Raw genomic sequence first — 21,036 nt, 5'->3', positions numbered from 1 at the left:
CGGGCACGACGGTCGAGGCTACCCTCGACGTCCGTGAGCGAGCACCCGTCACCCCCGCCGTCTGCGACGTCCGGCCGTGTTGCGTTCGACGAGCGGTTGTCCGTCCCACTCTGGTGGTACCTGGTGGCCGTCGGCGTCGGGGTCCTGCTGGGTGCCGAGATCCACATGGGCTACCCGGGCGTCCGGTCGTGGATCGGCTACGTCGTGCTGGTGCCGCTGTGCGTGGGCGCCCTGTACTGGCTGGGCCGCACCCAGGTGCGGGTGGCCGACGGCGTGTTCAGCGTCGCCGACGAGTCGGTCCCGCTCGCGCTGGTCGGGCGCACCGACACCGTCGAGCGCCGCGACAAGCAGGTCGCGCTGGGCCCCGAGCTCGACCCGCAGGCGTTCCTCATGCACCGGGCCTGGGTCGGGCCCGTCGTCCGCGTCGAGATCCTCGATCCCGCGTCCGACGTGCCGTACTGGATCGTCAGCACGCGCCATCCCGACCGGCTGCGCGCGGCACTGGCCGCCGGCAACCCCGGATAGGCCTGCCACCGACGACGCGACGGCGCGGTTCGACGACACGGGCCCGGTACCGCTACCCGTGTGGGTTGCGGTACCGGGCCCGTCGTCGTCTCAGGCCGCGCAGTCGCGGCAGATGAACTGGGCTCCGCGGGTCTCGGCCAGCCGGCTGCGGTGGTGGACCAGGAAGCAGCTCGCGCAGGTGAACTCGTCCGCCTGCTTGGGCAACACCTTGACCGTGAGCTCCTCGCCCGACAGGTCCGCCCCGGGCAGCTCGAAGCTCTCCGCAGTGTCCGACTCGTCGACATCGACCGCGGACGACTGCGCCTCGTTGCGACGGGCCTTGAGCTCGTCCAACGAGTCCTCGGCCATGTCGTCGCTCTCGTTGCGACGCGGAGCGTCGTAATCGGTCGCCATCGTTCCCACCCTCAACTTCTGCACTGTGTCTTCGCCGTGCCGCGACAACGTCACGGCAGCGGGGTTTGTGCCCGGTCCCGACGTGACGCCCGTCTCAATCGAGAGCATCACAGCGGCGCCCCCGGTAAACGCCCGACGCGGCACCGGCGCAGCACGGGACTGTCCCCCCGGGGCCGAGAGGGTAGCTCAGGGTGCAAGCCCGTGCCGCGTCGGCCGACCAGTCGTCGCCGAGCGGTTGCACCCCAGGTCGGCACGCGGATGATGCACACGCCTGAACTCGGTCCGTGACACCCGTCGCGGCGTGGGCGTCGCGGACCGTCGGTGGCACTAGGGTCTGCGCTCGTGGCTGACCAGACCGTCGCGGGGCGGCACCCCGGGGCCGATCCGACGACCGTGGGCCGCTGGCTCGCCGACCGGCTGGGCGAGTCCGCCTGGGCCGACTGCACACTGGAGATGATCGGGGCCGGCCGGTCGAACCTGACCTACCGGGTGAGCTCGGCGGCCGGAGCGGTCGTCCTGCGCAGGCCCCCCGTCGGCGAGGTCGCGGCCACGGCCCACGACATGGGACGCGAGCGCACGGTCATCTCCGCGCTGCGCGACACCGCCGTCCCGGTGCCCCGCGTCCTCGCGCACTCCGACGGCGGTCCGCCGGTCGACGCGCCCTGCTACGTCATGGACATGGTCGACGGCGTCGTCCCGCTCGCGACGCTGCCCGACGGGTGGGCCGGCGATCCGGCCGACCGTGCCCGCGCGGGCGCCGCGCTCGTCGACGTCCTCGTCGCGCTGCACGCGGTCGACATCGACGCGGTCGGGCTCTCGTCCTTCGGGCGGCCCGACGGCTTCATGGCCCGCCAGGTGCGGCGCTGGGGCGCACAGTGGGACGCCGCTCGCGACAGCGGACTCGACAGCGTCGGGCAGGCCACCGAGGAGTCGCTGACCGCGCTGTCGGCACGCCTGGCGGCCGCCGTGCCCACCACGCAGCGCAACACGATCGTCCACGGCGACTACCGCATCGACAACTGCGTCTACGACGCCGCCGACCCCGGTCGCATCCTCGCCGTCCTCGACTGGGAGCTCTCCGCCCTCGGGGACCCGCTGGCCGACCTGGGGCTGATGCTCGTCTACTGGTGCGAGGCCGACGAGCACCCCGTGTGGCGGGCCGCGCAGCGCATCCCGTCGCCCACCCGGCTGCCCGGCTTCCCGACGCGCGCCGGGATCGCCGCGGCCTACGCCGCCGGGTCGGGCCTGGACCTCGCGCCGCTGCCCTGGTACGTCGGGTTCGGGGCGTTCAAGCTCGCCGTCGTCCTCGCGGGGATCCTCGCGCGGGTTCAGGCGGGCTCGGTGCCGGCGGAGATGGCCGACGGCCTCGACGGCGCGGTCGACCCGCTCGTCGCGCTGGGCCACCACGTGCTCGACCACGGGATCGACCGATGACGGCGCGGCCGCTGCGGCCCTACCAGCGACGGCGCACCCGTCCGGTCGCGATCCTGGTGAGCGTGCTCGCCGTGGTCGCGCTCGCCACCTGGACGACGGTGCTGATCACGTCCTCGGGCGGCGCCGGGACCACGTCGTGTCCGGCGCCCGCGGCCGGGACGGCCGGGACCGTCGTCGAGGCCTCGTCGCTGGAGTCGGTGACGCCGGCCGCGGCCGCCGCGTCGAAGGTGCGGGTACTCAACGGTGGCGGCCAGCGCGGGCAGGCCAACCTCGTCGCCGCCCAGCTCGGCGACCTGGGGTTCGCCGAGGCGGGCGCGCCCGGCAACGACCCCCTCTACCCCGACGGCGACCTCGACTGTCGCGGCCAGATCCGCTTCGGCGAGGCGGGTGCCGCCGCCGCGGCCACGCTGGCGATCGTGGTGCCCTGCACCGAGCTGGTGCGCGACGCGCGCGGCGACGACAGCGTCGACCTCGCGGTCGGGACCGCGTTCTCCGACGTCAAGCCGAGCTCGACGGCCCGCGACGTGCTCGACCAGCTCGCCAACCCGTCGGTCGGCGACGGGTCCGGCAACGCCGACGAGAGCGGTGCCGGCACGCCGCCGGGTCCCGCGGTCGATCCCGCGCTGCTGCAGAAGGCGCGCGACACCCCCTGCTGAGCGCCGGCCCGCTCCCGGCGAGGCCTGCCCCCGCGGACACCCGTGCCCTCGGACTCAGACCTCGGCCGCGCCGTGCTCACGGACGAGCGCGGCGAGCGCGGCGGCGATGCCGGGCGCGGCGACGAGCACCGCGTCGGCACCGAGACCGTCGTCGGGTGGCGCGGCGCCGGGCGGGCCGGGGACCCGCACGACAGCACCGGCCTCGGCCGCGATCAGTGCCGACGCGGCCCAGTCGTACCAGTTCAGCCCGTGCTCGACGTAGCCGTCGAGCCAGCCGGTGGCGACGGCGCACGCGTCGAGAGCCGACGAGCCGCCGCGGCGCAGGTCCCGCACCCGCGGCAGCATCCCGGCCGCCATCCGCGCCTGCCGGGCCCGGCGCTGCGCGCGGTAGGAGAAGCCGGTGGCGACCAGCGACTGCGCGAGGTCGGTCTCGACGGTGACGCCCAACGGCCGCCCGTCGAGCGTCGCGCCCCCGCCGCGGGCCGCGCTCCACGTCCGCCCCGACACGGGATCGACGACGACCCCCGCCAGGCTGACGCCGTCGCGCACCGCGGCGACCGAGACCGCATACGCGGGCAGGCCGTAGAGGTAGTTGACGGTGCCGTCGATCGGGTCGACGACCCAGCGCGCCCTGGCCGCGTCGCCGCCGTCCTCCTCGCCGAGGACGTGCTCCCCGGGCCGCAGCTCGCCCAGCCGCGTCCGGACCAGCGCCTCGACGGCCTCGTCGGCCGCGGTCACGACGTCGGTGGGCGACGACTTGGTACGCACGGCACCCCGGACGTCCCCACCCCCGTCCCCGTCCGCGGACGACCTCGGCGGCGGCAGCGACCGCAGGTGCTCGGCGGCCTCGCGGGCCACCCGCTCGGCGACGGACCGCAGCACGGCGGGGTCGTCGCCCGCGGCGTCGGCGTCGGGGTCGGGGTCGGCGTCCGGTCGAGCCTGCATGGGCGCAATCCGACCACACCCCTCGGGACACGCGCAGGCTCAGGTCGGGTGCCGCGATCGGACAGGCGGCCCGGGACCGGGTCGACCGGCCCGCTCGTGAGCGATGACCGGGCGTCGGATCGGCGGGCCACGGTCGTGAACGCCGGGCCGCGGTCATCGGCGACGGGCCGGAGTCGTCGGCGACGGGCCGGAGTCGTCGGCGACGGGTCGACGGCGACGGACGCGGGGTCGTGAGTGCCGATGGTCGCCGGGCGACCATCGGCACTCACGGGGGCTCGTCGGCGGCCGGGGCGCGCCGGGCCACGCGATGGCACGGGAGACGGCACGGGAGGCGGCACGGGAGGCGGCACGGGCGGCGGTAGGGGCGGCGGTAGGGGCCGCGCTCGGGCGCCGGACGCCCGCCCTCGTGGCCTCCTGGCGCAGGAGCGGGCCCGTACGCAGCGCCGATGCGGCGCGGAGCCCGCGGCGGGGACGCCGGCGACGACCCGGCAGGAGCCCTCCGAAAGCGCCACTGGGGGCGCGTCGGCGACCGTCCGGCGCACTGCGACGGCACGCGACGCATGCGACGTGCGAACTCTCGGCGCAGACGTAGTTACAATGACGCGGTACCCCGCCCCGTGAGGCCGGCCGAACCCAGACGAAACGGCGACCCACGACGAAGCGAGGTCATCGACAGTCTCGACATCATGACAGCCGGATCCTCCGTGTCTCCGGCGACGAGCAGAGCGCACGCAGCGAGAGGGCCTAGGTGGCAGCCGCAGACTCCGCAACCCGCACCGACACGACCGTCGACGAGGCGGTGGCGTCGGCTCCGGCCCGCCGGCGCAAGGCGGGAACGACGGGAGCCCCCAAGAAGACCGCGACGAAGTCGACGCGTGCCCGGTCGGGCCCCGCGGCCAAGCCGGCGACGAAGAAGGCCGACGGCGACGCCGACGGCGACGAGGTCGACCTCGAGGGCTCGCCCGAGGCCGGTGAGCTCGAGGACGTCGAGCTCGACGACCTCGAGGTCGACGACGAGCCCGAGACCGCCGACTCGGACGACTCCGACGACGACGATGACGAGGACGACGAGGAGGAGGAGCCGACCAACACCGGCGCGAACCGTCGTGCTCCGACGACCCGTAGCTCGCAGCAGAAGCAGTCGGGCGACTTCGTCTGGGACGAGGAGGAGTCGGAGGCGCTGCGGCAGGCCCGTAAGGACGCCGAGCTCACCGCCTCGGCCGACTCCGTCCGCGCGTACCTGAAGCAGATCGGCAAGGTCGCGCTGCTCAACGCCGAGGAGGAGGTCGAGCTCGCCAAGCGCATCGAGGCCGGCCTCTACGCGGCCGAGCGGCTGCGCCGGGCGATCGAGTCCGGCGAGAAGGTCTCCCCGCAGCTGCGGCGCGACCTGCGCTGGATCGTCCGCGACGGTGAGCGCGCGAAGAACCATCTGCTCGAGGCCAACCTGCGTCTCGTCGTGTCGCTGGCCAAGCGCTACACGGGTCGCGGCATGGCGTTCCTGGACCTGATCCAGGAGGGCAACCTCGGCCTGATCCGTGCGGTCGAGAAGTTCGACTACACCAAGGGCTACAAGTTCTCGACGTACGCGACGTGGTGGATCCGCCAGGCCATCACCCGCGCGATGGCCGACCAGGCCCGCACCATCCGCATTCCGGTGCACATGGTCGAGGTCATCAACAAGCTCGGTCGCATCCAGCGCGAGCTGCTCCAGGACCTGGGCCGCGAGCCCACCCCGGAGGAGCTGGCCAAGGAGATGGACATCACCCCGGAGAAGGTGCTGGAGATCCAGCAGTACGCCCGGGAGCCCATCTCGCTCGACCAGACCATCGGCGACGAGGGCGACAGCCAGCTCGGCGACTTCATCGAGGACTCGGAGGCCGTCGTCGCGGTCGACGCGGTGAGCTTCACGCTGCTGCAGGACCAGCTGCAGTCGGTGCTGGCCACCCTGTCCGAGCGTGAGGCGGGTGTCGTCCGGCTGCGCTTCGGTCTGACCGACGGCCAGCCGCGCACGCTCGACGAGATCGGCCAGGTCTACGGCGTGACCCGCGAGCGGATCCGCCAGATCGAGTCGAAGACGATGTCGAAGCTGCGGCACCCGTCGCGGTCCCAGGTGCTGCGGGACTACCTGGACTGACGGTCCGCACCGACCACGACGAAGGCCCCGAGTCGCCCCCGCGGCTCGGGGCCTTCGCGACGTCGGCCGGTCGCGGGCCGAGGACGGCTGCGGGGTGCGGCGCCGGTCCGGAACCGGATCTCGTCCTCGTCCGCCGGGCGGGCAGCGGGGACGAGCTCGACCCCGGTGTCGTGCGGACGATGTGCTGCCTGCGGTCGACGGCCAGTGGCACCCGCGCCGTGGTCTACCGGTCGGGGCGGTGCCAGGGAATCGTCGGCGTCGTCGACTTCCTGACCGACGCGGTGCCGCGGGCCGACCGGGGGTGGGAGGCCGACGGCGTGTTCCGGCCCGTCGAGCCGCACCTGCCGCGGGCCGAGCTGCTCGCCGATCCCGATCTGCGGCCTGTCTTCGCCCACCTGCAGAGCAGACGCCGGCTGCCCGGGCTCGCCCGGAGCAGGCTCGGCGCGCTGCTTCCCGATCTCCCGCGCCTCGGAACCGCCCGCTGAGCCGACGCCTGGCACGCGTCGGCCCCGGCCGCACGGGGCGACCGGGGCCGACGACCCCCCACGGGACTCAGGCGGGCGACATCGGGACGCCCATACCCGGGTCGACCTGGTGCGGGCCGTTCTTGCCTGGCCGCACGTCGAAGTCGAAGATCGCGGTCGGGATGTAGACCGTCGAGCAGGAGTTCGGGATGTCGACGACACCCGAGAGGCGGCCCTCGATCGGCGCCGCACCCAGGATCATGTACGCCTGGATGGGGCTGTAGCCGAACTTGGTCAGGTAGTCGATCGCGTGCAGGCAGGCCCGCTGGTACGACAGGTGCGAGTCGAGGTAGCGCTGCTCGCCGCCGAGGGTCACCGACGTGCCGGAGAAGGCCAGCCACTCGCTGTACTGCGGGTCGGTGTTGCCCGGCATGAAGATCGCGTTCTCGGAGACCCCGTACGTCGCCATGCCGCCCTTGATGACGTCGACGTGCAGGTCCATGAACCCGCCCATCTCGATGGCGCCGCAGAACGTGATCTCGCCGTCGCCCTGGGAGAAGTGCAGGTCCCCCATGGACAGCTTCCCGCCCTCGACGAACACCGGGTAGAAGATCCGGGTCCCCTTGGTCAGGTTCTTGATGTCCTGGTTGCCGCCGTTCTCCCGCGGCGGCGCGGTGCGGGCGGCCTCGCCGGCGACCCGGTCGAAGTCGGCGCCCGAGAGGCTGCCGAGGATGGCCGAGTCGGGCAGCGGCGGCAGGGCCAGCGGCGGGACGCGGTTCGGGTCGGTGTCGATGAGCGCCTGTTCGCGCGCGTTCCACTTCGCGAGCAGATCGGCCGAGGGCGCGGTGCCCATCAGACCGGGGTGCACGATGCCGGTGAAGGAGACCCCGGGGACGTGCCGCGACGTCGCCTTGCCGCCCTGGAAGTCCCAGATCACCTTGTAGGCGTCCGGGAACTGCTCGGTGAGGAACCCGCCGCCGTTGCGGGTGGCGAACACGCCGGTGTAGCCCCAGCCCTGGCCGGCGAGCGGACCGGAGTCCTCCTGCGGGATCGGACCGACGTCGAGGATGTCGACGATCAGCAGGTCACCCGGCTCGGCGCCCTCGACCGCGAGGGGTCCGCTGAGCACGTGCACGCCCGCCAGCGGTGCGTTCAGGATGTCGTCGGCGGAGTCGTCGTTGACGATCGCGCCGTCGAACCATTCACGGCAGTGCACCCGGAACGAGTCGCCGGGCTTGACCTGCACCTGCGCCGGGATGTCCGGGTGCCACCGGTTGTGACCGACGATCTGCTGTTCGGTGAACTTCTTGTTCGAGTCGAGCGGGAAGACGACTTCGGGCATGACGCTCTCCTGCGGTGCGTACGGACAGGGACGTGACAACCAGGGCGTACCGATGAGGTGGTGCGGTCACGGCGGTGCGCGACCGCCGGGTGTGCCGGCGCCGGGGCGCCGCGCGGTCAGACGGCCGCGGCGGACGGGGTCCCGGAGGGTGCGGGTGTTGCGGTCCCCTTGGGGCGCAACGGGACGTAGATCGCGGCGAAGACGACGATGCCGGCGATCGCGGCGACCCAGGCGATCAAGGTGGCGTTACGGCCCCAGAAGCCGAGCAGCAGCACGGCTGCCGGGAGCGCGCCGGTGGCCCAGCCCTGGATCGCGGCGACGGCGCCGGTGTAGCGGCCCAGCCCTTCCATCCCGCGGCCCAGGACCAGGAAGAACAGCAACCAGAGGAACGCCCAGTAGAGCCAGATGACGCCGAAGACGGGATCGCCGAGGCGCATGAAGTTCACCAGCGAGTACGCGACCGCGGCGACGGCGACGAACAGCGAGAAGTAGCCGAGTCCGGTGCCGTCGAGGTTGAAGAACAGGTTGCACGCCACGTACAGATAGGTGAAGCCGAACAGGTAGAGCCCCGATGCGTTGAGCACGATCACCGGGTCGCCCGCGGCGGTGAAGATCAGGAACGTCGGGGTGATGACCTGCAGGATCCCGACGAACAGGTTGAGCGGCGCCGCGGAGCGGGCCTCCACCCAGCCGAGCAGCATGGCGCCGTTGAGGAACAGCACGGCGCCCACGTAGATCAGTCCGACGGCCGCCATCTCACGGCCTCGGCAGCCGGCGCAGCGCCGGGTTCGGCGGGGCGAGCGGGGTACGCCGGTGGGCCGGCCGCGGGGGCGGCGCGGAGACGACGGCGGGAGTCTCGGCCGTCGCCGCGGTCCGGTCGAGCAGCGCGACGGCGGCGCGGGGCGCGAGGCCCAGCATCGGTGCCGTGTACTCGCGTGTCGACGGCCGGGCGCACCCCGGGCACGGCGCCGTGCCGGGTGCGGTGCCGATCGGTGCGCTCAGGTCGAACGAACCGTGGCTGCCGCAGCGGTATCGATAGGTCGCCACCGGTCACTCCTTCCACGTCGTTGTGGGGCACCGGAAGGACACACGCTCGCGATGCCCGTGGCCGGAAATAATTTCTCCGGAAACTACGGGCTGTGACGGCTGCTGTCAACGGTCGGCCGGACGGGCCGCGGGGACCCCCGCGCACGTGCGCGAACCGCCAGGTCAGAGTTCCTGGATGACGTCCCAGCGCAGCCCGTCGGCGACCGCCAGGAACACCCGCTGCTGCAGGTGCCGGTTGCGCACGACGACCGTCCCCCGCGGGCTCTCGTAGGCCAGCCCCTCCGACACCGAGGTCACCGACCCGACCTCGGCGGAGTGCGCGCGACGCATCAGCGCGACGAGCAGCCGGACGCCCTCGTAGCAGGACTCGCCCAGGCTGTTGAGCACCGGCGCGTCGGGCCCGAAGCGGCGGAAGTAGGCGGCCGCGAAGTCGAGACCGGGCGTCGTCCCGAGGTCCTCGAAGTAGCCGGCGGAGGTGAGCAGCCCGCGCGTGTTCGACGCCCCCGACGCCAGCAGCACGTTCTCGTCGATGAGCGAGCTGAAGCGCAGGATGTCGCGGTCCATGCCGCGGGCGCTGAACGCGCGGTTGAAACACACCGCGTCGTCGCCGATCAGCAGCATCAGCACGGCCTCGCAGCCGCTGGCCTCGACGCGGCCCAGCGCCCCGTCGAAGTCCGTCGTCCCCAGCGGGACGTACATCTCGTCGCAGACGGTGCCGCCGATCGACCGCAGGTGGTCCGCGGCGATCCGCGCCGAGCGACGGGGCCAGATGTAGTCGTCGCCGACGATGGTCCAGCGCCGCACGCCGACGGTGCCGGCGAACCAGTCGAGCGTCGGTCCCAGCTGGAGGTCGGGCGTCTCGCCGGTCAGGAACACCCCCGGGCGGTGCTCGCCGCCCTCGTAGAGCGCCGTGTAGGCGTAGGGGACGCGCCCCCCGATGCGCGGCGCGACCGCCTCCCGCACGGCGGAGATGTGCCAGCCGGTCACGGCGTCGATCGCGTTGGCCCGGATCAGGGCGTCGACCTCGGTGGCGACGACCTCCGGTGCCGCTCCCCCGTCGACCGGCACGAGCCGCAGCTCGCGGCCCAGCACGCCGCCCTCGGCGTTGATCTCCTCGGCCGCGAGCTCGGCGCAGCTCTCGCAGGAAGGCCCGAAGATGCCGGCCGGTCCCTGCAGCGGGACGACCAGCGCCATGGTGAGGACGTCGGGATCGGCCGACGGCGGCACCGTCAGTCGCGGCGACGCCTCGTGAATGGGCATGTGACGACGCTAGCGACACCGTGCGGCACGGTGTTACTCCGATCGTGCGGTTAGTATCCAGGGATGGCCCCTCGCCTCGACCCCGATGACGAGATCGACGACGAGACCCTCCGTCTCCTCGCACTCGTGGGACGGTCCGCCGAGCAGCGGCTGGAGGAGGCCCTGAAGGCCCACGGCGCCGACATCGAGCAGTGGCGGATCCTGTCGCTGCTCGCCGAGCGCGGCGGCTGCCCGATGAACGTCGTCGCCGAGCACGCGATGATGCTCGCGCCCAAGCTGAGCAAGCTCGTCGACCGCATGGTGTCGGCCAACCTGGTGCTGCGCCGCGCCGACGAGCTCGACCGCCGCCGGGTGCTGATCGCGGCGTCGCCGCGCGGTAAGCAGGCCCTCGCCGTCTGGGACGAGGCCGCGGCCGGCGTCAGGCGCGAGTTCTCCCGCATCCTCGGACCCGACGCCGCCGTGTTCGACGAGCTGCTGGGCCGGCTGCGCCGGGGCCTGCAGGTGCCGGGCGCCGAGGCCGCCGCGTCCGTCCTCGCCGACCCGGCCTGACCCCGGTCCCGCCCGGCCCGGGGGTCGCCTCACCGCGCCGGAACCCCCGGCGCCAGCACCTGCGCCACGCGCACCACGACCGGGTCGCCGACCGCACCCGCCGCGACGGCGTCGACGAGCCGGCGCCGCATCCGCGGGTCCCAGAACCGCCTCAGGTGTGCGGCGATCTCGGCGGCCGCGGCGTCGGGCGGCCGGTGCTCGAACTGCACCGCGATCTCCTCGACGAGCCGCACGACGGGCTCGGCGCCCGCGTGCGCCGGGTGCGCCTGCGCCGGGTCAGCCACGACCGGCCCCCACCGGCGCCTCGCCACGCTCGACCGCGGCCTGCGTCGTCGCCGGCGTCACCTGCACCGCGGTCACCTTGTACTCCGGGCAGTTCGTCGCCCAGTCGGAGTTCTCGGTGGTGACGACGTTGGCGCCGCTGACCGGATGGTGGAACGTGGTGTAGCAGACCCCGACCGGCATGCGGGCGGAGATGCTGGCGCGCAAGGACGTCGTCCCCACCCGGCTGGAGAGCTCGACGCGGTCGCCGTCGGCGATGCCGCGGACCTCCGCGTCGTGCGGGTGGATCTCGAGCAGGTCCTCGGGATGCCACGCGACGTTGGCGGTGCGCCGGGTCTGGGCGCCGACGTTGTACTGCGACAGGATGCGGCCCGTCGTGAGGATCAGGGGGAAGCGACGGGTGCTGCGCTCACGCGTCGGGACGTAGCGGGTCGGCACGAACCTGCCGAGCCCGCGGACGAACCCGTCGACGTGCATGATCGGCGTCCCCTCCGGCCGCTCGGTGGTGCAGGGCCACTGCACCGAGCCGACGGCGTCGAGATGGGCGAAGGAGACCCCGGAGAACGTCGGTGTGGTCAGCGCGATCTCGTCCATGATCTGCGCGGCGTCGTCGTAGTGCATCGGGTAGCCCATGGCCTGCGCGAGCTCGCACACGATCTGCCACTCCTGCTTGCCGGTGCGCGCGGGCATCACCGGCCGGACCCGGTTGATCCGCCGCTCGGCGTTGGTGAACGTGCCGTCCTTCTCCAGGAACGACGTGCCGGGCAGCAGGACGTGGGCGAACCTCGCCGTCTCGTTCTCGAACAGATCCTGGACGATCACCAGGTCGAGCGCGGACAGCGCGGCCTCGACGTGGGCGGTGTTGGGGTCGGACTGCGCGATGTCCTCACCGTGCACGAACAGCGCGCGGAAGGAGCCGTCGAGCGCGGCGTCGAACATGTTGGGGATGCGCAGGCCGGGCTCGTCGAGGACCTCCACGCCCCACAGCTCGTTGTAGATGTCGCGCACCGATTCCTCGCCGACGTGCCGGTACCCGGGCAGCTCGTGCGGGAACGAGCCCATGTCGCAGGAGCCCTGCACGTTGTTCTGCCCGCGCAACGGGTTCACCCCGACACCGCGCCGCCCGATGTTGCCGGTGGCCATCGCGAGGTTGGCCATCCCCATGACCATCGTCGAGCCCTGGCTGTGCTCGGTGACGCCCAGGCCGTAGTAGATCGCGGCGTTGCGGGCGCCGGCGTAGAGCCGGGCGGCGGCGCGCACGTCGGCGGCCGGGACGCCGGTGATCTCCTCGACGGCCTCCGGGCTGTTGGCGGGCTCGGCGATGAACGCGGCCCACTCGTCGAAGCCCTCGCAGCGGGCGTCGACGAACTCGCGGTCGACCAGTCCCTCGGTGACGACGACGTGCGCCATCGCGTTCACGATCGCGACGTTGGTGCCCGGCGCCAGCGGCAGGTGGTACGCGGCCTCGATGTGCGGGCTGCGGACCAGGTCGATCGAGCGGGGGTCGGCGACGATCAGGGCTGCGCCCCGGCGCAGCCGCCGCTTCATCCGCGACGCGAACACCGGGTGGGCGTCGGTCGGGTTGGCGCCGATCACCATGATCACGTCGGCGTCGTCGACCGAGGCGAAGTCCTGGGTGCCCGCCGAGGTGCCGAACGTCTGGTTGAGCCCGTAACCGGTCGGCGAGTGGCAGACCCGCGCGCAGGTGTCGACGTTGTTGTTGCCGAACGCCGCCCGCACCATCTTCTGGACGACGTAGACCTCCTCGTTGGTGCACCGCGAGGAGGTGATCGCGCCGATCGACCCGGGGCCGTGCGCGGCCTGGATCGCGCGCAGCCGACGTGCGGCGAACCCGATGGCCTCCTCCCACGAGACCTCGCGCCAGTCGTCGCTGATCGACTCGCGGATCCGGGGCGCCAGCACCCGGTCGGGATGGCTCGCGTAGCCGAACGCGAAGCGGCCCTTGACACACGAGTGGCCCTGGTTGGCGCCGCCGTCCTTGAGCGGGACCATCCGGACCACCTCGGTGGCCTCCCCGGAACCGCGCACCTCGGCCTTGAAGGAGCACCCGACACCGCAGTAGGCGCACGTCGTGACGACCGAACGGGTCGGCAGCCCCAGCTCGACGACGGAGCGCTCCTGCAGCGTCGCCGTCGGGCACGCCTGCACGCACGCCCCGCAGGACACGCAGTCGCTGGAGAGGAAGTCCGTGCCACCCGGTGACACCGTCGAGCCGAACCCGCGGCCCTCGATGGTCAGCGCCAGGGTGCCCTGGACCTCGTCGCAGGCCCGCACGCAGCGCGAGCAGAGGATGCACTTGGCCGGGTCGAACTCGAAGTACGGGTTCGAGGTGTCCTTCGGCAGGTCCATGTGGTTCGCGCCGGCGTCGACACCGGAGCCGTAGCGGACCTCGCGCAGCCCGGTCGCGGCGGCCATGTCCTGCAGCTCGCAGTCGCCGTTGGCCGAGCAGGTCAGGCAGTCGAGCGGATGGTCGGAGATGTAGAGCTCCATGACCCCGCGGCGCAGCTTCTCCAGCTTCTCCGACCGGGTGCGCACGACCATGCCGGGCGCGACGGGCGTCGTGCAGGAGGCGGGGGTCCCACGCGCGCCGTCGATCTCCACGACGCACAGCCGGCACGAGCCGAACGCCTCCAGGCTGTCGGTGGCGCACAGCTTGGGGACCGCGCAGCCGGCCTGCGCGGCGGCCCGCATCACCGACGTGCCCGGCGGCACGGTGAGGGCGACCCCGTCGACGGTCACCTCGACCGTGGCCTGCCCCGGCCGGGCCGGGGTACCGAAGTCGGGTTCCTCGAGCAGCGTCACCGGAAGTCCTCCCCGAAGTGGCGGATCGCGCTGCGCACCGGGAGCGGGGTGAGCCCGCCCATGGCGCACAACGAGCCGTCGGTCATCAGCTCGCACAGGTCCTCGAGCAGGACGAGGTTCGCCTCGCGGTCCTCGCCCGCCCGGATGCGGTCGATGGTCTCCACGCCGCGGACCGCCCCGATCCGGCACGGCGTGCAGCGCCCGCACGACTCCTCGGCGCAGAACTCCATCGCGAACCGCGCCATCGCCGACATGTCCACGGTGTCGTCGAACACGACGACGCCGCCGTGCCCGACCATCGCCCCGGACGCGGCGAACGCCTCGTAGTCCATCGGCAGGTCGAACTGTTCGACGGGCAGGTACGCCCCCAGCGGGCCGCCGACCTGCACCGCACGAACCGGTCGGCCCGAGAGGGTCCCGCCGCCGAAGGTCTCCACCAGCTCGCCCAGCGAGATGCCGAACGCCGTCTCGACCACCCCGCCGCGGGCGACGTTGCCGCCCAGCTGGAACACCTGCGTTCCCCGTGACCGGCCGACACCCAGCGCCGCGTACGCCTGCGGACCGTCGGCCAGGATCGTGGGCACCGAGGCCAGCGACAACACGTTGTTGACGACGGTCGGGCGCCCGAACAACCCCTCCAGCGCCGGGATCGGCGGCTTCGGCCGGACCGTGCCCCGCTTGCCCTCGAGGCTCTCCAGCATGGAGGTCTCCTCGCCGCAGATGTAGGCGCCGGCGCCGACACGGACGTGCACGTCGAACGCGAAGCCCGAACCGAGGACCGAGTCCCCCAGCCAGCCCCGCTCCCGGGCCGCCACGATCGCCGTCCGAACAGCCGCGACGGCATCCGGGTACTCCGAGCGCACGTAGACGTAGCCCTCCGAGGCGCCGACCGCGTACCCGGCGATCGTCATCCCGCAGAGCAGGGTGAACGGGTCGCCCTCCAGCAGCATCCGGTCGGCGAAGGTGCCGCTGTCGCCCTCGTCGGCGTTGCAGCACACGAACTTCACCGCCGACGACGCCTGCGCGACGGTCTTCCACTTGACGCCCGTCGGGAACCCGGCCCCGCCGCGCCCGCGCAGCCCCGAGTCGGTGACGGCGGTGACGACATCAGCAGGGTCCATCGCCAGCGCCGCGCGCAGGCCCTCGAGTCCGCCGTGGCGCTCGTGGTCGTCCGGGTCGGCCGGGTCGACGACGCCGACGCGGGCGAACGTCAGGCGTTGCTGGGCGCGCATCCACGGCAGTTCCTCGACGAGCCCGAGGCCGTCCGCGGTGCCGTCGAGCAATCCGGCGGCGACCAGACCGTCGACGTCCTCCGGGGCGACCGGCCCGTACCCCACCCGGCCCGCCGCGGTCTCGACCTCGACCAGCGGCTCGAGCCACAGCATGCCCCGGGAACCGGTCCGGACGACCTGCGCGCCCGCGCGTCCGAGCAGCTCGGCGACCTCGTCGGCCCCGACGGAGACCGCGGCGGAGTCCTTGGGGACGAAGACCTTCACCGGCACTGCCCGATCAGCGCGTCCAGGCGGGCGGGGGTGACCCGGCCGTGCAGCCGGTCGCCCACCTGGACCGCGGGGCCCAGCGCACAGTTGCCCAGGCAGAAGACCTCGTCGAGGGTGACGGCGCCGTCGGGCGTGGTCTCCCCGCGCTCGACGCCGAGGCTCGCGACGGCGTGCTCCAGCAGCGCCTGTCCGCCGACGGCCTGGCAGGCCTCCGCCCGGCACACCCGCACCGTCACCCGGCCGGGCGGGGCGGCGCGGAAGTCGCGGTAGAACGTCACGACGCCGTGCACCTCGGCCCGCGAGAGGTTGAGCCGCTCGGCGAGCAGCGGCACGACCGACGGCGGGACATGGCCGAGCTCGGCCTGCACCGCGTGCAGGATCGGCAGCAGCGGTCCCCGGGAGCCGCGATGGGCCTCGACGATCCGTCCGACGATCTCGGCCACCCGCCCGGTGGGCGCCTCGACGGTCACGGGCGTCCCCGGTGATCACGGCTGCGTGTCATGCACGTGACTCTGGGGTCGGGCCCGGGGGCCGTCAAAATGAATGTTCCTATGCGGTGATAGCCGCGGCCTATCACGGGCGGTCCATCGCAGGCCGTCCATGACGGGCCGGCCGCCGTCAGCCGATCGCCTCGACGCGGATGGCCCTGGCTGCGGGCATTCCGAGCACGACGGCGCGGCGCCCGTGCATGACGTCGATCGTGCCCGCGCTCTCGTGCCGCTCGACGACCTCCAGCACGCTGCCCAGCGCGATCCCGAGGCGGTCGAGGTGGCGCAGGATCCGCGGATCGGAGTCCGAGACCCGCACCACCCGCACCCGGCTCCCCTCGGCGACCGCGTCGAACGTCAGCTCGTCGCCGCCCGGCAAGCTCCCGTCGGCGTGCGGGATCGGGTCGCCGTGGGGGTCGCGGTCGGGCTCGCCGAGCCGCAGCGCGAGCCGGTCGACGAACGTGTCCGACACGGCGTGCTCGAGCAGGTCGGCCTCGTCGTGCACCTCGTCCCAGGTGTAGCCGAGGTAGTCGACCAGGAACGTCTCGATCAAGCGGTGCTTGCGGACGGTGCCGAGCGCGATCCGGCGGCCGTCGGGGGTGAGCTCGATGGTGCCGTAACGGGCATGCGCGACGAGGCCCCGATCGGTGAGGCGGCGGACCACCTCCGACACCGACGACGGCGCCAGGCCCAGCCGCGAGGCGAGCACGGAGACGGTGACGGGCGCGTCGGACCACTCCCCGGCGGTCCAGAGGACCTTCAGGTAGTTCTCCGTCGCCGCGGATTCGGTCATTCGGGCCTCTCGTCGCACGTCCGTCGACCGGAACCGTACGACAGCCGGTCCGGGACGCGACCTGCGCGGCCCTCCCATCGCGTCAGCCCTCGACGCGGCCCACCGCGGCGGGCGGGGCCGCGCCGTCGCGGCGGGCCCGCCTGGTGAGCAGGCCGTGCCGGGGGCCGAACAGGTACACCAGCGCGAAGGCCGCGCCCTGGGTGACGACGACCAGGCCGCCCGGCGCGGCATCGAGCCAGTAGCTCAGGTACAGCCCCACCGTCGCACACACGACGGACAGCACCGGCGCGATCAGCAGCATCCGGGAGAACCGGTCGGTGAGCAGCTGCGCCGTCGCCCCGGGCAGGATCAGCATCGCGACGACCAGGATGACGCCGACCACCTGCAGCGCCACGACCGCGGTGAGCGCGAGCAGCCCCAGCAGCAGCGCGCCGAGCCTGCGGGGCGAGAGCCCGATCGCGTGGGCGTGCCCGGGGTCGAACGCGTAGAGCACGAGGTCGCGACGCTTGTACAGCAGCGCCGCCGCGACCACCGCGCCGAGCGCGGCGACCTGGACGAGGTCGCCGACCGAGACGCCCAGGACGTTGCCGAACACGATGTGGTTGAGGTCGGTCTGGCTGGGGGTGACCGAGATCAGCACCAGGCCGAGCGCGAACAGCGTGGTGAACACGATCCCGATCGCCGCGTCCTCCTTGACCCGGCTGGTGTCGCGGATCGCCCCGATGAGCCCGACCGCCAGGAACCCGAACACGACGGCCCCGAGCGCGAAGGGCGCACCGAGCACGTAGGCGAGCACCACGCCGGGCAGCACCGCGTGGGACACGGCGTCGCCCATCAGCGACCAGCCGACGAGCACCAGCCAGCAGGACAGCAACGCGCACACCACGGCGGCGACGACGGTCGTGACCAGCGCACGGACCATGAAGCCGTACGAGAGCGGCTCGACGATCAGGTCGATCGGGTTCACGTCCGGCTCCCCTGCTCCAGCGGGTCGATGCCGAACGCGCGGGCGAGGTTCTCCGGGCGCAGGACCTCCTCGACGGGCCCGTGCAGCAGTACCCGACGGCGCAGCAGTACGGCCTCGTCGGCGAGCGCCGGGAGTGCCTGCAGGTCGTGGGTCGCCACCAGGACCGTGCGGCCGGCTGCGGCGAGCTCGGCGAGCAGCGACGACATCGTCGCCTCCGACCGCTTGTCCACCCCCGCGAAGGGCTCGTCGAGCAGCAGGACCTCGGCCTCCTGCGCGATCCCGCGCGCGACGAACGCCCGCTTGCGCTGCCCGCCCGACAGCTGCCCGATCTGCCGGTCGGCGAGATCGGCGAGCTCGACCCTGGCCAGGGCCGCGGCGACGGCGGCGCGGTCCGCCTCGCGGGCCCGCCGGGTGGGGCCCAGCCGCCCGTACCGGCCCATCATCACCACGTCGCGCACCGACACCGGGAACGCCCAGTCGACGGCCTCGGCCTGCGGCACGTAGCCGACCAGCCCCCGCCTGCGCGCCGTGGCCGGCTCGTGCCCGCCGAGCCGGACCCGGCCCGAATCGGCCCGCAGCAGCCCGGTCATGGACTTGAACAGCGTCGACTTGCCCGACCCGTTCATCCCGATCAGACCGCACACCGTCCCGGGTGCCAGCCGCAGCGAGACCCCGTCGAGCGCCACGAGGGGGCCGTACCTGACGGTGAGCCCCTCGACCTCGATCGCGGCGGTGTCGACCGCGGCGGGGCTCACACCGCCACCCCGGTGAGGCCCGCGATGATCGTCCGGGTGTCGTGGCGGATGAGGTCGAGATAGGTCGGGACCGGACCGTCGGGGCCGGAGAGCGAGTCGACGTAGAGGATGCCGCCGAACCGGGCGCCGGAGGCGTCGGCAACCTGCCGCATCGCGCTGTCGGACACCGTCGACTCGCAGAAGACCGCGGGCACGTCGTTGGCGGTCACGAATGCGATGGCCGAGGTGACCTGCTGGGGCGTGGCCTGCTGCTCGGCGTTGACCGGCCAGATGTACTTCTCGGTCAGCCCGGTGTCCCTGGCGAGGTAGGAGAACGCGCCCTCGCAGGTCACGAGCGCCCGCTGGGCGGGTGGCAGCGTCGCCAGTGCCGTGACGAGCTCGTCGTGGACGCGGCGCAGCTCGGCCTTGTACGAGCCGGCGTTGGCCGCGAACGCGTCGGCGTGCGCGGGGTCGAGCGCGGCGAACGCGACGACCATGTTGTCGACGTAGCGGACCACGTTCGTCGGGCTCATCCACGCGTGCGGGTTCGGCTTGCCGGCGTAGGCGTCCTCGGTGATGTCGACGACCGCGACGCCCTCCGACACGACGACGTGCGGCACCGCCAGGTCGGCCACGAACTTTTCGAACCACACCTCGAGGTTCAGCCCGTTGTCGATGACGAGGTCGGCCTCGGCGGCCTTGCGGATGTCGCCGGGGGTGGGCTCGTAGCCGTGGATCTCGGCGCCGGGCTTGGTGATCGACTCGACTCGCAGGTGCTCCCCCGCCACGTTGCGGGCGATGTCGGCGAGCACCGTGAACGTGGTCAGGACCAGTGGCCGGTCGGCGTCCTGCGCCCGGCCGGTGCCGGCACAGCCGGCCACCACGACGAGCAGCGCCGCGAGCACCGCCACGGCCCTTCCGGATGGGCGCCGGCGGGCAGCGCCCGGACGCGACCCGCTCGGGCCGAACCAACCTCGCGAACCGGACATGGCGTGCAGCGTAAGATTTCGGGTGCCCGAAAACCAGAGTTCGGACTGTTCCATCCTGAGAATCGCCCGGCCCTCGGGGAGGGCCGGTCGGGCCGCGGACGTGGCGCGCCGGGCGTGCGCCGCACCGGCCGCGACCTCGTCCGGCAATCGCGTTGACCTGAACCGGGGTTGAGGGAGCAGGCTGGCGCCCGTGAGCAGTGCGACGGACGATCCGACGTCATCCCGCCCCGCCCCACCCGCGTCGCCGCCGGACGGCTCCGCGGGGAAGGCGGCGGTACGACCCGAGCTGTTCGGACCGGGGCGGCGCGCGACGACCGTCGGCATCGTGCTGCTCATCAGCATGATCGCGTTCGAGGCGATGGGCGTCGGGACGGCGATGCCGGCCGTCGTGGCGGACCTCGGCTCGGTGTCGTCCTACGCGTGGCCGTTCGTGGCGTTCACCGCGGCGAGCGTCGTCGGGACGGTGCTGGGCGGGCGCTGGTGCGACGTCCGCGGCCCGCGCGGCACTCTGGTCACGGCGCCGCTGCTGTTCGGGGCGGGGTTGCTGGTCGCCGGGACGGCGGGGACGCTCGCCCAGCTGCTGGTCGCCCGCGTGCTGCAGGGCCTCGGCGCGGGCGCGGTCGCCGTCGCCGTCTACGTGCTGATCGCGCTCGTCTACAGCGAGCGCGCGCGGCCCGCGGTGTTCGCGCTGATGTCGTCGGCGTGGGTGCTGCCCGCGCTCGTGGGCCCGCCCGTCGCGGGCGTGGTGACCGAGCAGCTGTCGTGGCACTGGGTCTTCCTCGGCATCGTGCCCTTCGTCGTGGTCGCCGTCGTGCTCGTGCTCCCCGCCGTGCGCGACCTGCCCGCGGGGTCGGCCGGGGCGCCCGCCACGCGACGCGGGATCGTCGCGGCGGCACTGGCCGCCGCCGCGGCCGTCGCGGCGCTGAGCTGGGCGGGCCAGCACCCGACGGGATGGGCCGCGCTGGTCGTCGCGGTCGTCGCCCTCGCGCTGCTGGTCCCGTCGCTGCGCCGGTTGCTGCCCCGCGGGACGGTCCGGGCGCGCCGTGGGATCGCGGCCGTGGTCGCGTGCCGCGGGCTGCTGTCGGGCGCCTTCTTCACGGTCAACGCCTACCTGCCGCTGATGCTCACCTCGACGCACGGCTGGTCCCTCTCGATGGCCGGGGTGCCGCTGATCGTCGGCGCCCTCGGCTGGTCCTCGGCAGCGGCGTGGCAGGGCCGCCACCCCGACCTGTCGCGGCCGGTGCTGTTGCGCGTCGGGTTCGCGTGCGTCGCGGTCGGCATCGCGGGGCTGCTGCTCGTCGCGCCCGCGTGGGGCCTGCCGTGGCTCGCACTGCCGTTCTGGATCGTCGCGGGCGTCGGGATGGGACTGGGTTTCTCGTCGCTGTCGTTCCTGCTGCTGGCGCGCTCGGCCGACTCGGGTGCCGGCGCGGTCGGCTTCGACTCCGCCGCGGCCCAGCTCACCGACCAGCTCTCCCAGGCGGCACTCGTCGGGGTCGGCGGTGCGCTGCTGGCGACGACGGGCTCCCCCGCGACCGCCCTGCCGGTCCTCGTCGCGGGCCTGGTGGTCCTGGCGGTCACCGGGACGGGGATCGCCGGGCGGACCGCCGGACCGGCCCGGGCGGCCGCGGGCCGGTAGGCCGGTCGGAGGCCTTCGCCCGGGTGACCTTGACCACCCGCAGGACGAGCATTATGTTTCCATGATTGTTAACAAT

21 protein-coding genes are annotated in these 21,036 nt (G+C 73.3%); 7 read left to right on the top strand and 14 right to left on the bottom strand.

Annotated features, from left to right (window positions below; genetic code table 11):
* Nucleotides 1-33: 33 nt before the first annotated feature.
* Complete coding sequence (locus PSED_RS15395) at nt 34-525, top strand: DUF3093 domain-containing protein (protein ID WP_013675178.1); 492 nt, start codon at nt 34-36, stop codon at nt 523-525.
* Nucleotides 526-615: 90 nt separating this feature from the next.
* Here PSED_RS15395 and PSED_RS15390 read toward each other — a convergent pair whose 3' ends face one another.
* Nucleotides 616-918, bottom strand: a complete 303-nt coding sequence (locus PSED_RS15390; protein WP_013675177.1) for a DUF4193 domain-containing protein — start codon at nt 916-918, stop codon at nt 616-618.
* A 342-nt stretch (nt 919-1,260) separates the two neighbouring features.
* On the opposite strand from PSED_RS15390, the gene PSED_RS15385 reads away from it, so the two are divergent.
* Both PSED_RS15385 and cei read left to right on the top strand, forming a co-directional pair.
* Nucleotides 1,261-2,352 carry a phosphotransferase family protein gene (locus PSED_RS15385; RefSeq protein ID WP_013675176.1) on the top strand — a complete coding sequence of 364 codons (1,092 nt, stop codon included), beginning with the start codon at nt 1,261-1,263 and terminating at the stop codon, nt 2,350-2,352.
* Nucleotides 2,349-3,008 (top strand): envelope integrity protein Cei, encoded by a 660-nt coding sequence (gene cei, locus PSED_RS15380; RefSeq protein ID WP_013675175.1) that lies wholly within the window; start codon nt 2,349-2,351, stop codon nt 3,006-3,008. The genes PSED_RS15385 and cei overlap by 4 nt, the downstream gene beginning before the upstream one ends.
* Before the next feature lie 54 nt (nt 3,009-3,062).
* Here the strand turns inward: cei and PSED_RS15375 are convergent, their stop codons facing one another.
* Entirely contained in the window at nt 3,063-3,953 is an 891-nt protein-coding gene (locus PSED_RS15375; RefSeq protein WP_013675174.1) for an inositol monophosphatase family protein, read from the bottom strand.
* 748 nt (nt 3,954-4,701) lie between these two features.
* On the opposite strand from PSED_RS15375, the gene PSED_RS15370 reads away from it, so the two are divergent.
* Together PSED_RS15370 and PSED_RS15365 are read left to right on the top strand one after the other, a co-directional pair.
* Nucleotides 4,702-6,087: an RNA polymerase sigma factor gene (locus PSED_RS15370; RefSeq protein ID WP_013675173.1), complete on the top strand. Its 1,386-nt coding sequence runs from the start codon at nt 4,702-4,704 to the stop codon at nt 6,085-6,087.
* A 170-nt stretch (nt 6,088-6,257) separates the two neighbouring features.
* Entirely contained in the window at nt 6,258-6,572 is a 315-nt protein-coding gene (locus PSED_RS15365) for a hypothetical protein (protein WP_041759689.1), read from the top strand.
* 67 nt (nt 6,573-6,639) lie between these two features.
* On the opposite strand, the gene fmdA is transcribed toward PSED_RS15365, so the two are convergent.
* The 4 genes from fmdA to PSED_RS15345 form a co-directional block, all read right to left on the bottom strand.
* Nucleotides 6,640-7,893, bottom strand: a complete 1,254-nt coding sequence (gene fmdA, locus PSED_RS15360; RefSeq protein WP_013675171.1) for a formamidase — start codon at nt 7,891-7,893, stop codon at nt 6,640-6,642.
* 116 nt (nt 7,894-8,009) lie between these two features.
* Nucleotides 8,010-8,648: an AmiS/UreI family transporter gene (locus PSED_RS15355; protein ID WP_013675170.1), complete on the bottom strand. Its 639-nt coding sequence runs from the start codon at nt 8,646-8,648 to the stop codon at nt 8,010-8,012.
* A 1-nt stretch (nt 8,649) separates the two neighbouring features.
* On the bottom strand, nt 8,650-8,940 hold the full coding sequence (locus tag PSED_RS15350; protein WP_013675169.1) for a hypothetical protein: 291 nt from the start codon (nt 8,938-8,940) through the stop codon (nt 8,650-8,652).
* A gap of 162 nt (nt 8,941-9,102) precedes the next feature.
* Nucleotides 9,103-10,200 carry a substrate-binding domain-containing protein gene (locus PSED_RS15345; RefSeq protein WP_013675168.1) on the bottom strand — a complete coding sequence of 366 codons (1,098 nt, stop codon included), beginning with the start codon at nt 10,198-10,200 and terminating at the stop codon, nt 9,103-9,105.
* 63 nt (nt 10,201-10,263) lie between these two features.
* On the opposite strand from PSED_RS15345, the gene PSED_RS15340 reads away from it, so the two are divergent.
* Nucleotides 10,264-10,749 carry a MarR family winged helix-turn-helix transcriptional regulator gene (locus tag PSED_RS15340; RefSeq protein WP_013675167.1) on the top strand — a complete coding sequence of 162 codons (486 nt, stop codon included), beginning with the start codon at nt 10,264-10,266 and terminating at the stop codon, nt 10,747-10,749.
* A gap of 29 nt (nt 10,750-10,778) precedes the next feature.
* Here the strand turns inward: PSED_RS15340 and PSED_RS15335 are convergent, their stop codons facing one another.
* The 8 genes from PSED_RS15335 to PSED_RS15300 form a co-directional block, all read right to left on the bottom strand.
* Nucleotides 10,779-11,033, bottom strand: a complete 255-nt coding sequence (locus PSED_RS15335) for a formate dehydrogenase subunit delta (protein WP_013675166.1) — start codon at nt 11,031-11,033, stop codon at nt 10,779-10,781.
* Complete coding sequence (gene fdhF, locus PSED_RS15330) at nt 11,026-13,854, bottom strand: formate dehydrogenase subunit alpha (protein ID WP_013675165.1); 2,829 nt, start codon at nt 13,852-13,854, stop codon at nt 11,026-11,028. The genes PSED_RS15335 and fdhF overlap by 8 nt, the downstream gene beginning before the upstream one ends.
* Nucleotides 13,851-15,350: a formate dehydrogenase beta subunit gene (locus PSED_RS15325; protein WP_013675164.1), complete on the bottom strand. Its 1,500-nt coding sequence runs from the start codon at nt 15,348-15,350 to the stop codon at nt 13,851-13,853. The genes fdhF and PSED_RS15325 overlap by 4 nt, the downstream gene beginning before the upstream one ends.
* A complete protein-coding gene (locus PSED_RS15320) occupies nt 15,347-15,823 on the bottom strand; it encodes a formate dehydrogenase subunit gamma (RefSeq protein WP_013675163.1) in 477 nt (158 codons plus the stop codon). The genes PSED_RS15325 and PSED_RS15320 overlap by 4 nt, the downstream gene beginning before the upstream one ends.
* A 148-nt stretch (nt 15,824-15,971) precedes the next feature.
* Nucleotides 15,972-16,634, bottom strand: coding sequence for a metal-dependent transcriptional regulator (locus PSED_RS15315; RefSeq protein ID WP_013675162.1), 663 nt, complete (start codon nt 16,632-16,634; stop codon nt 15,972-15,974).
* An 82-nt stretch (nt 16,635-16,716) separates the two neighbouring features.
* Nucleotides 16,717-17,601, bottom strand: coding sequence for a metal ABC transporter permease (locus PSED_RS15310; RefSeq protein WP_013675161.1), 885 nt, complete (start codon nt 17,599-17,601; stop codon nt 16,717-16,719).
* On the bottom strand, nt 17,598-18,356 hold the full coding sequence (locus PSED_RS15305) for a metal ABC transporter ATP-binding protein (protein ID WP_013675160.1): 759 nt from the start codon (nt 18,354-18,356) through the stop codon (nt 17,598-17,600). Before PSED_RS15305 ends, PSED_RS15310 begins: the two co-directional genes overlap by 4 nt.
* Nucleotides 18,353-19,246, bottom strand: coding sequence for a metal ABC transporter substrate-binding protein (locus PSED_RS15300; RefSeq protein ID WP_013675159.1), 894 nt, complete (start codon nt 19,244-19,246; stop codon nt 18,353-18,355). The genes PSED_RS15305 and PSED_RS15300 overlap by 4 nt, the downstream gene beginning before the upstream one ends.
* Before the next feature lie 268 nt (nt 19,247-19,514).
* On the opposite strand from PSED_RS15300, the gene PSED_RS15295 reads away from it, so the two are divergent.
* Nucleotides 19,515-20,960 carry an MFS transporter gene (locus tag PSED_RS15295; protein ID WP_013675158.1) on the top strand — a complete coding sequence of 482 codons (1,446 nt, stop codon included), beginning with the start codon at nt 19,515-19,517 and terminating at the stop codon, nt 20,958-20,960.
* The last annotated feature ends 76 nt before the right edge of the window (nt 20,961-21,036 follow it).

Source organism: Pseudonocardia benzenivorans CB1190, assembly GCF_000196675.2.
Lineage (GTDB): Bacteria > Actinomycetota > Actinomycetes > Mycobacteriales > Pseudonocardiaceae > Pseudonocardia > Pseudonocardia benzenivorans.
The sequence above is the reverse complement of the archived record's forward strand: the minus strand, read 5'-3'. Positions and strand labels throughout refer to the sequence as shown.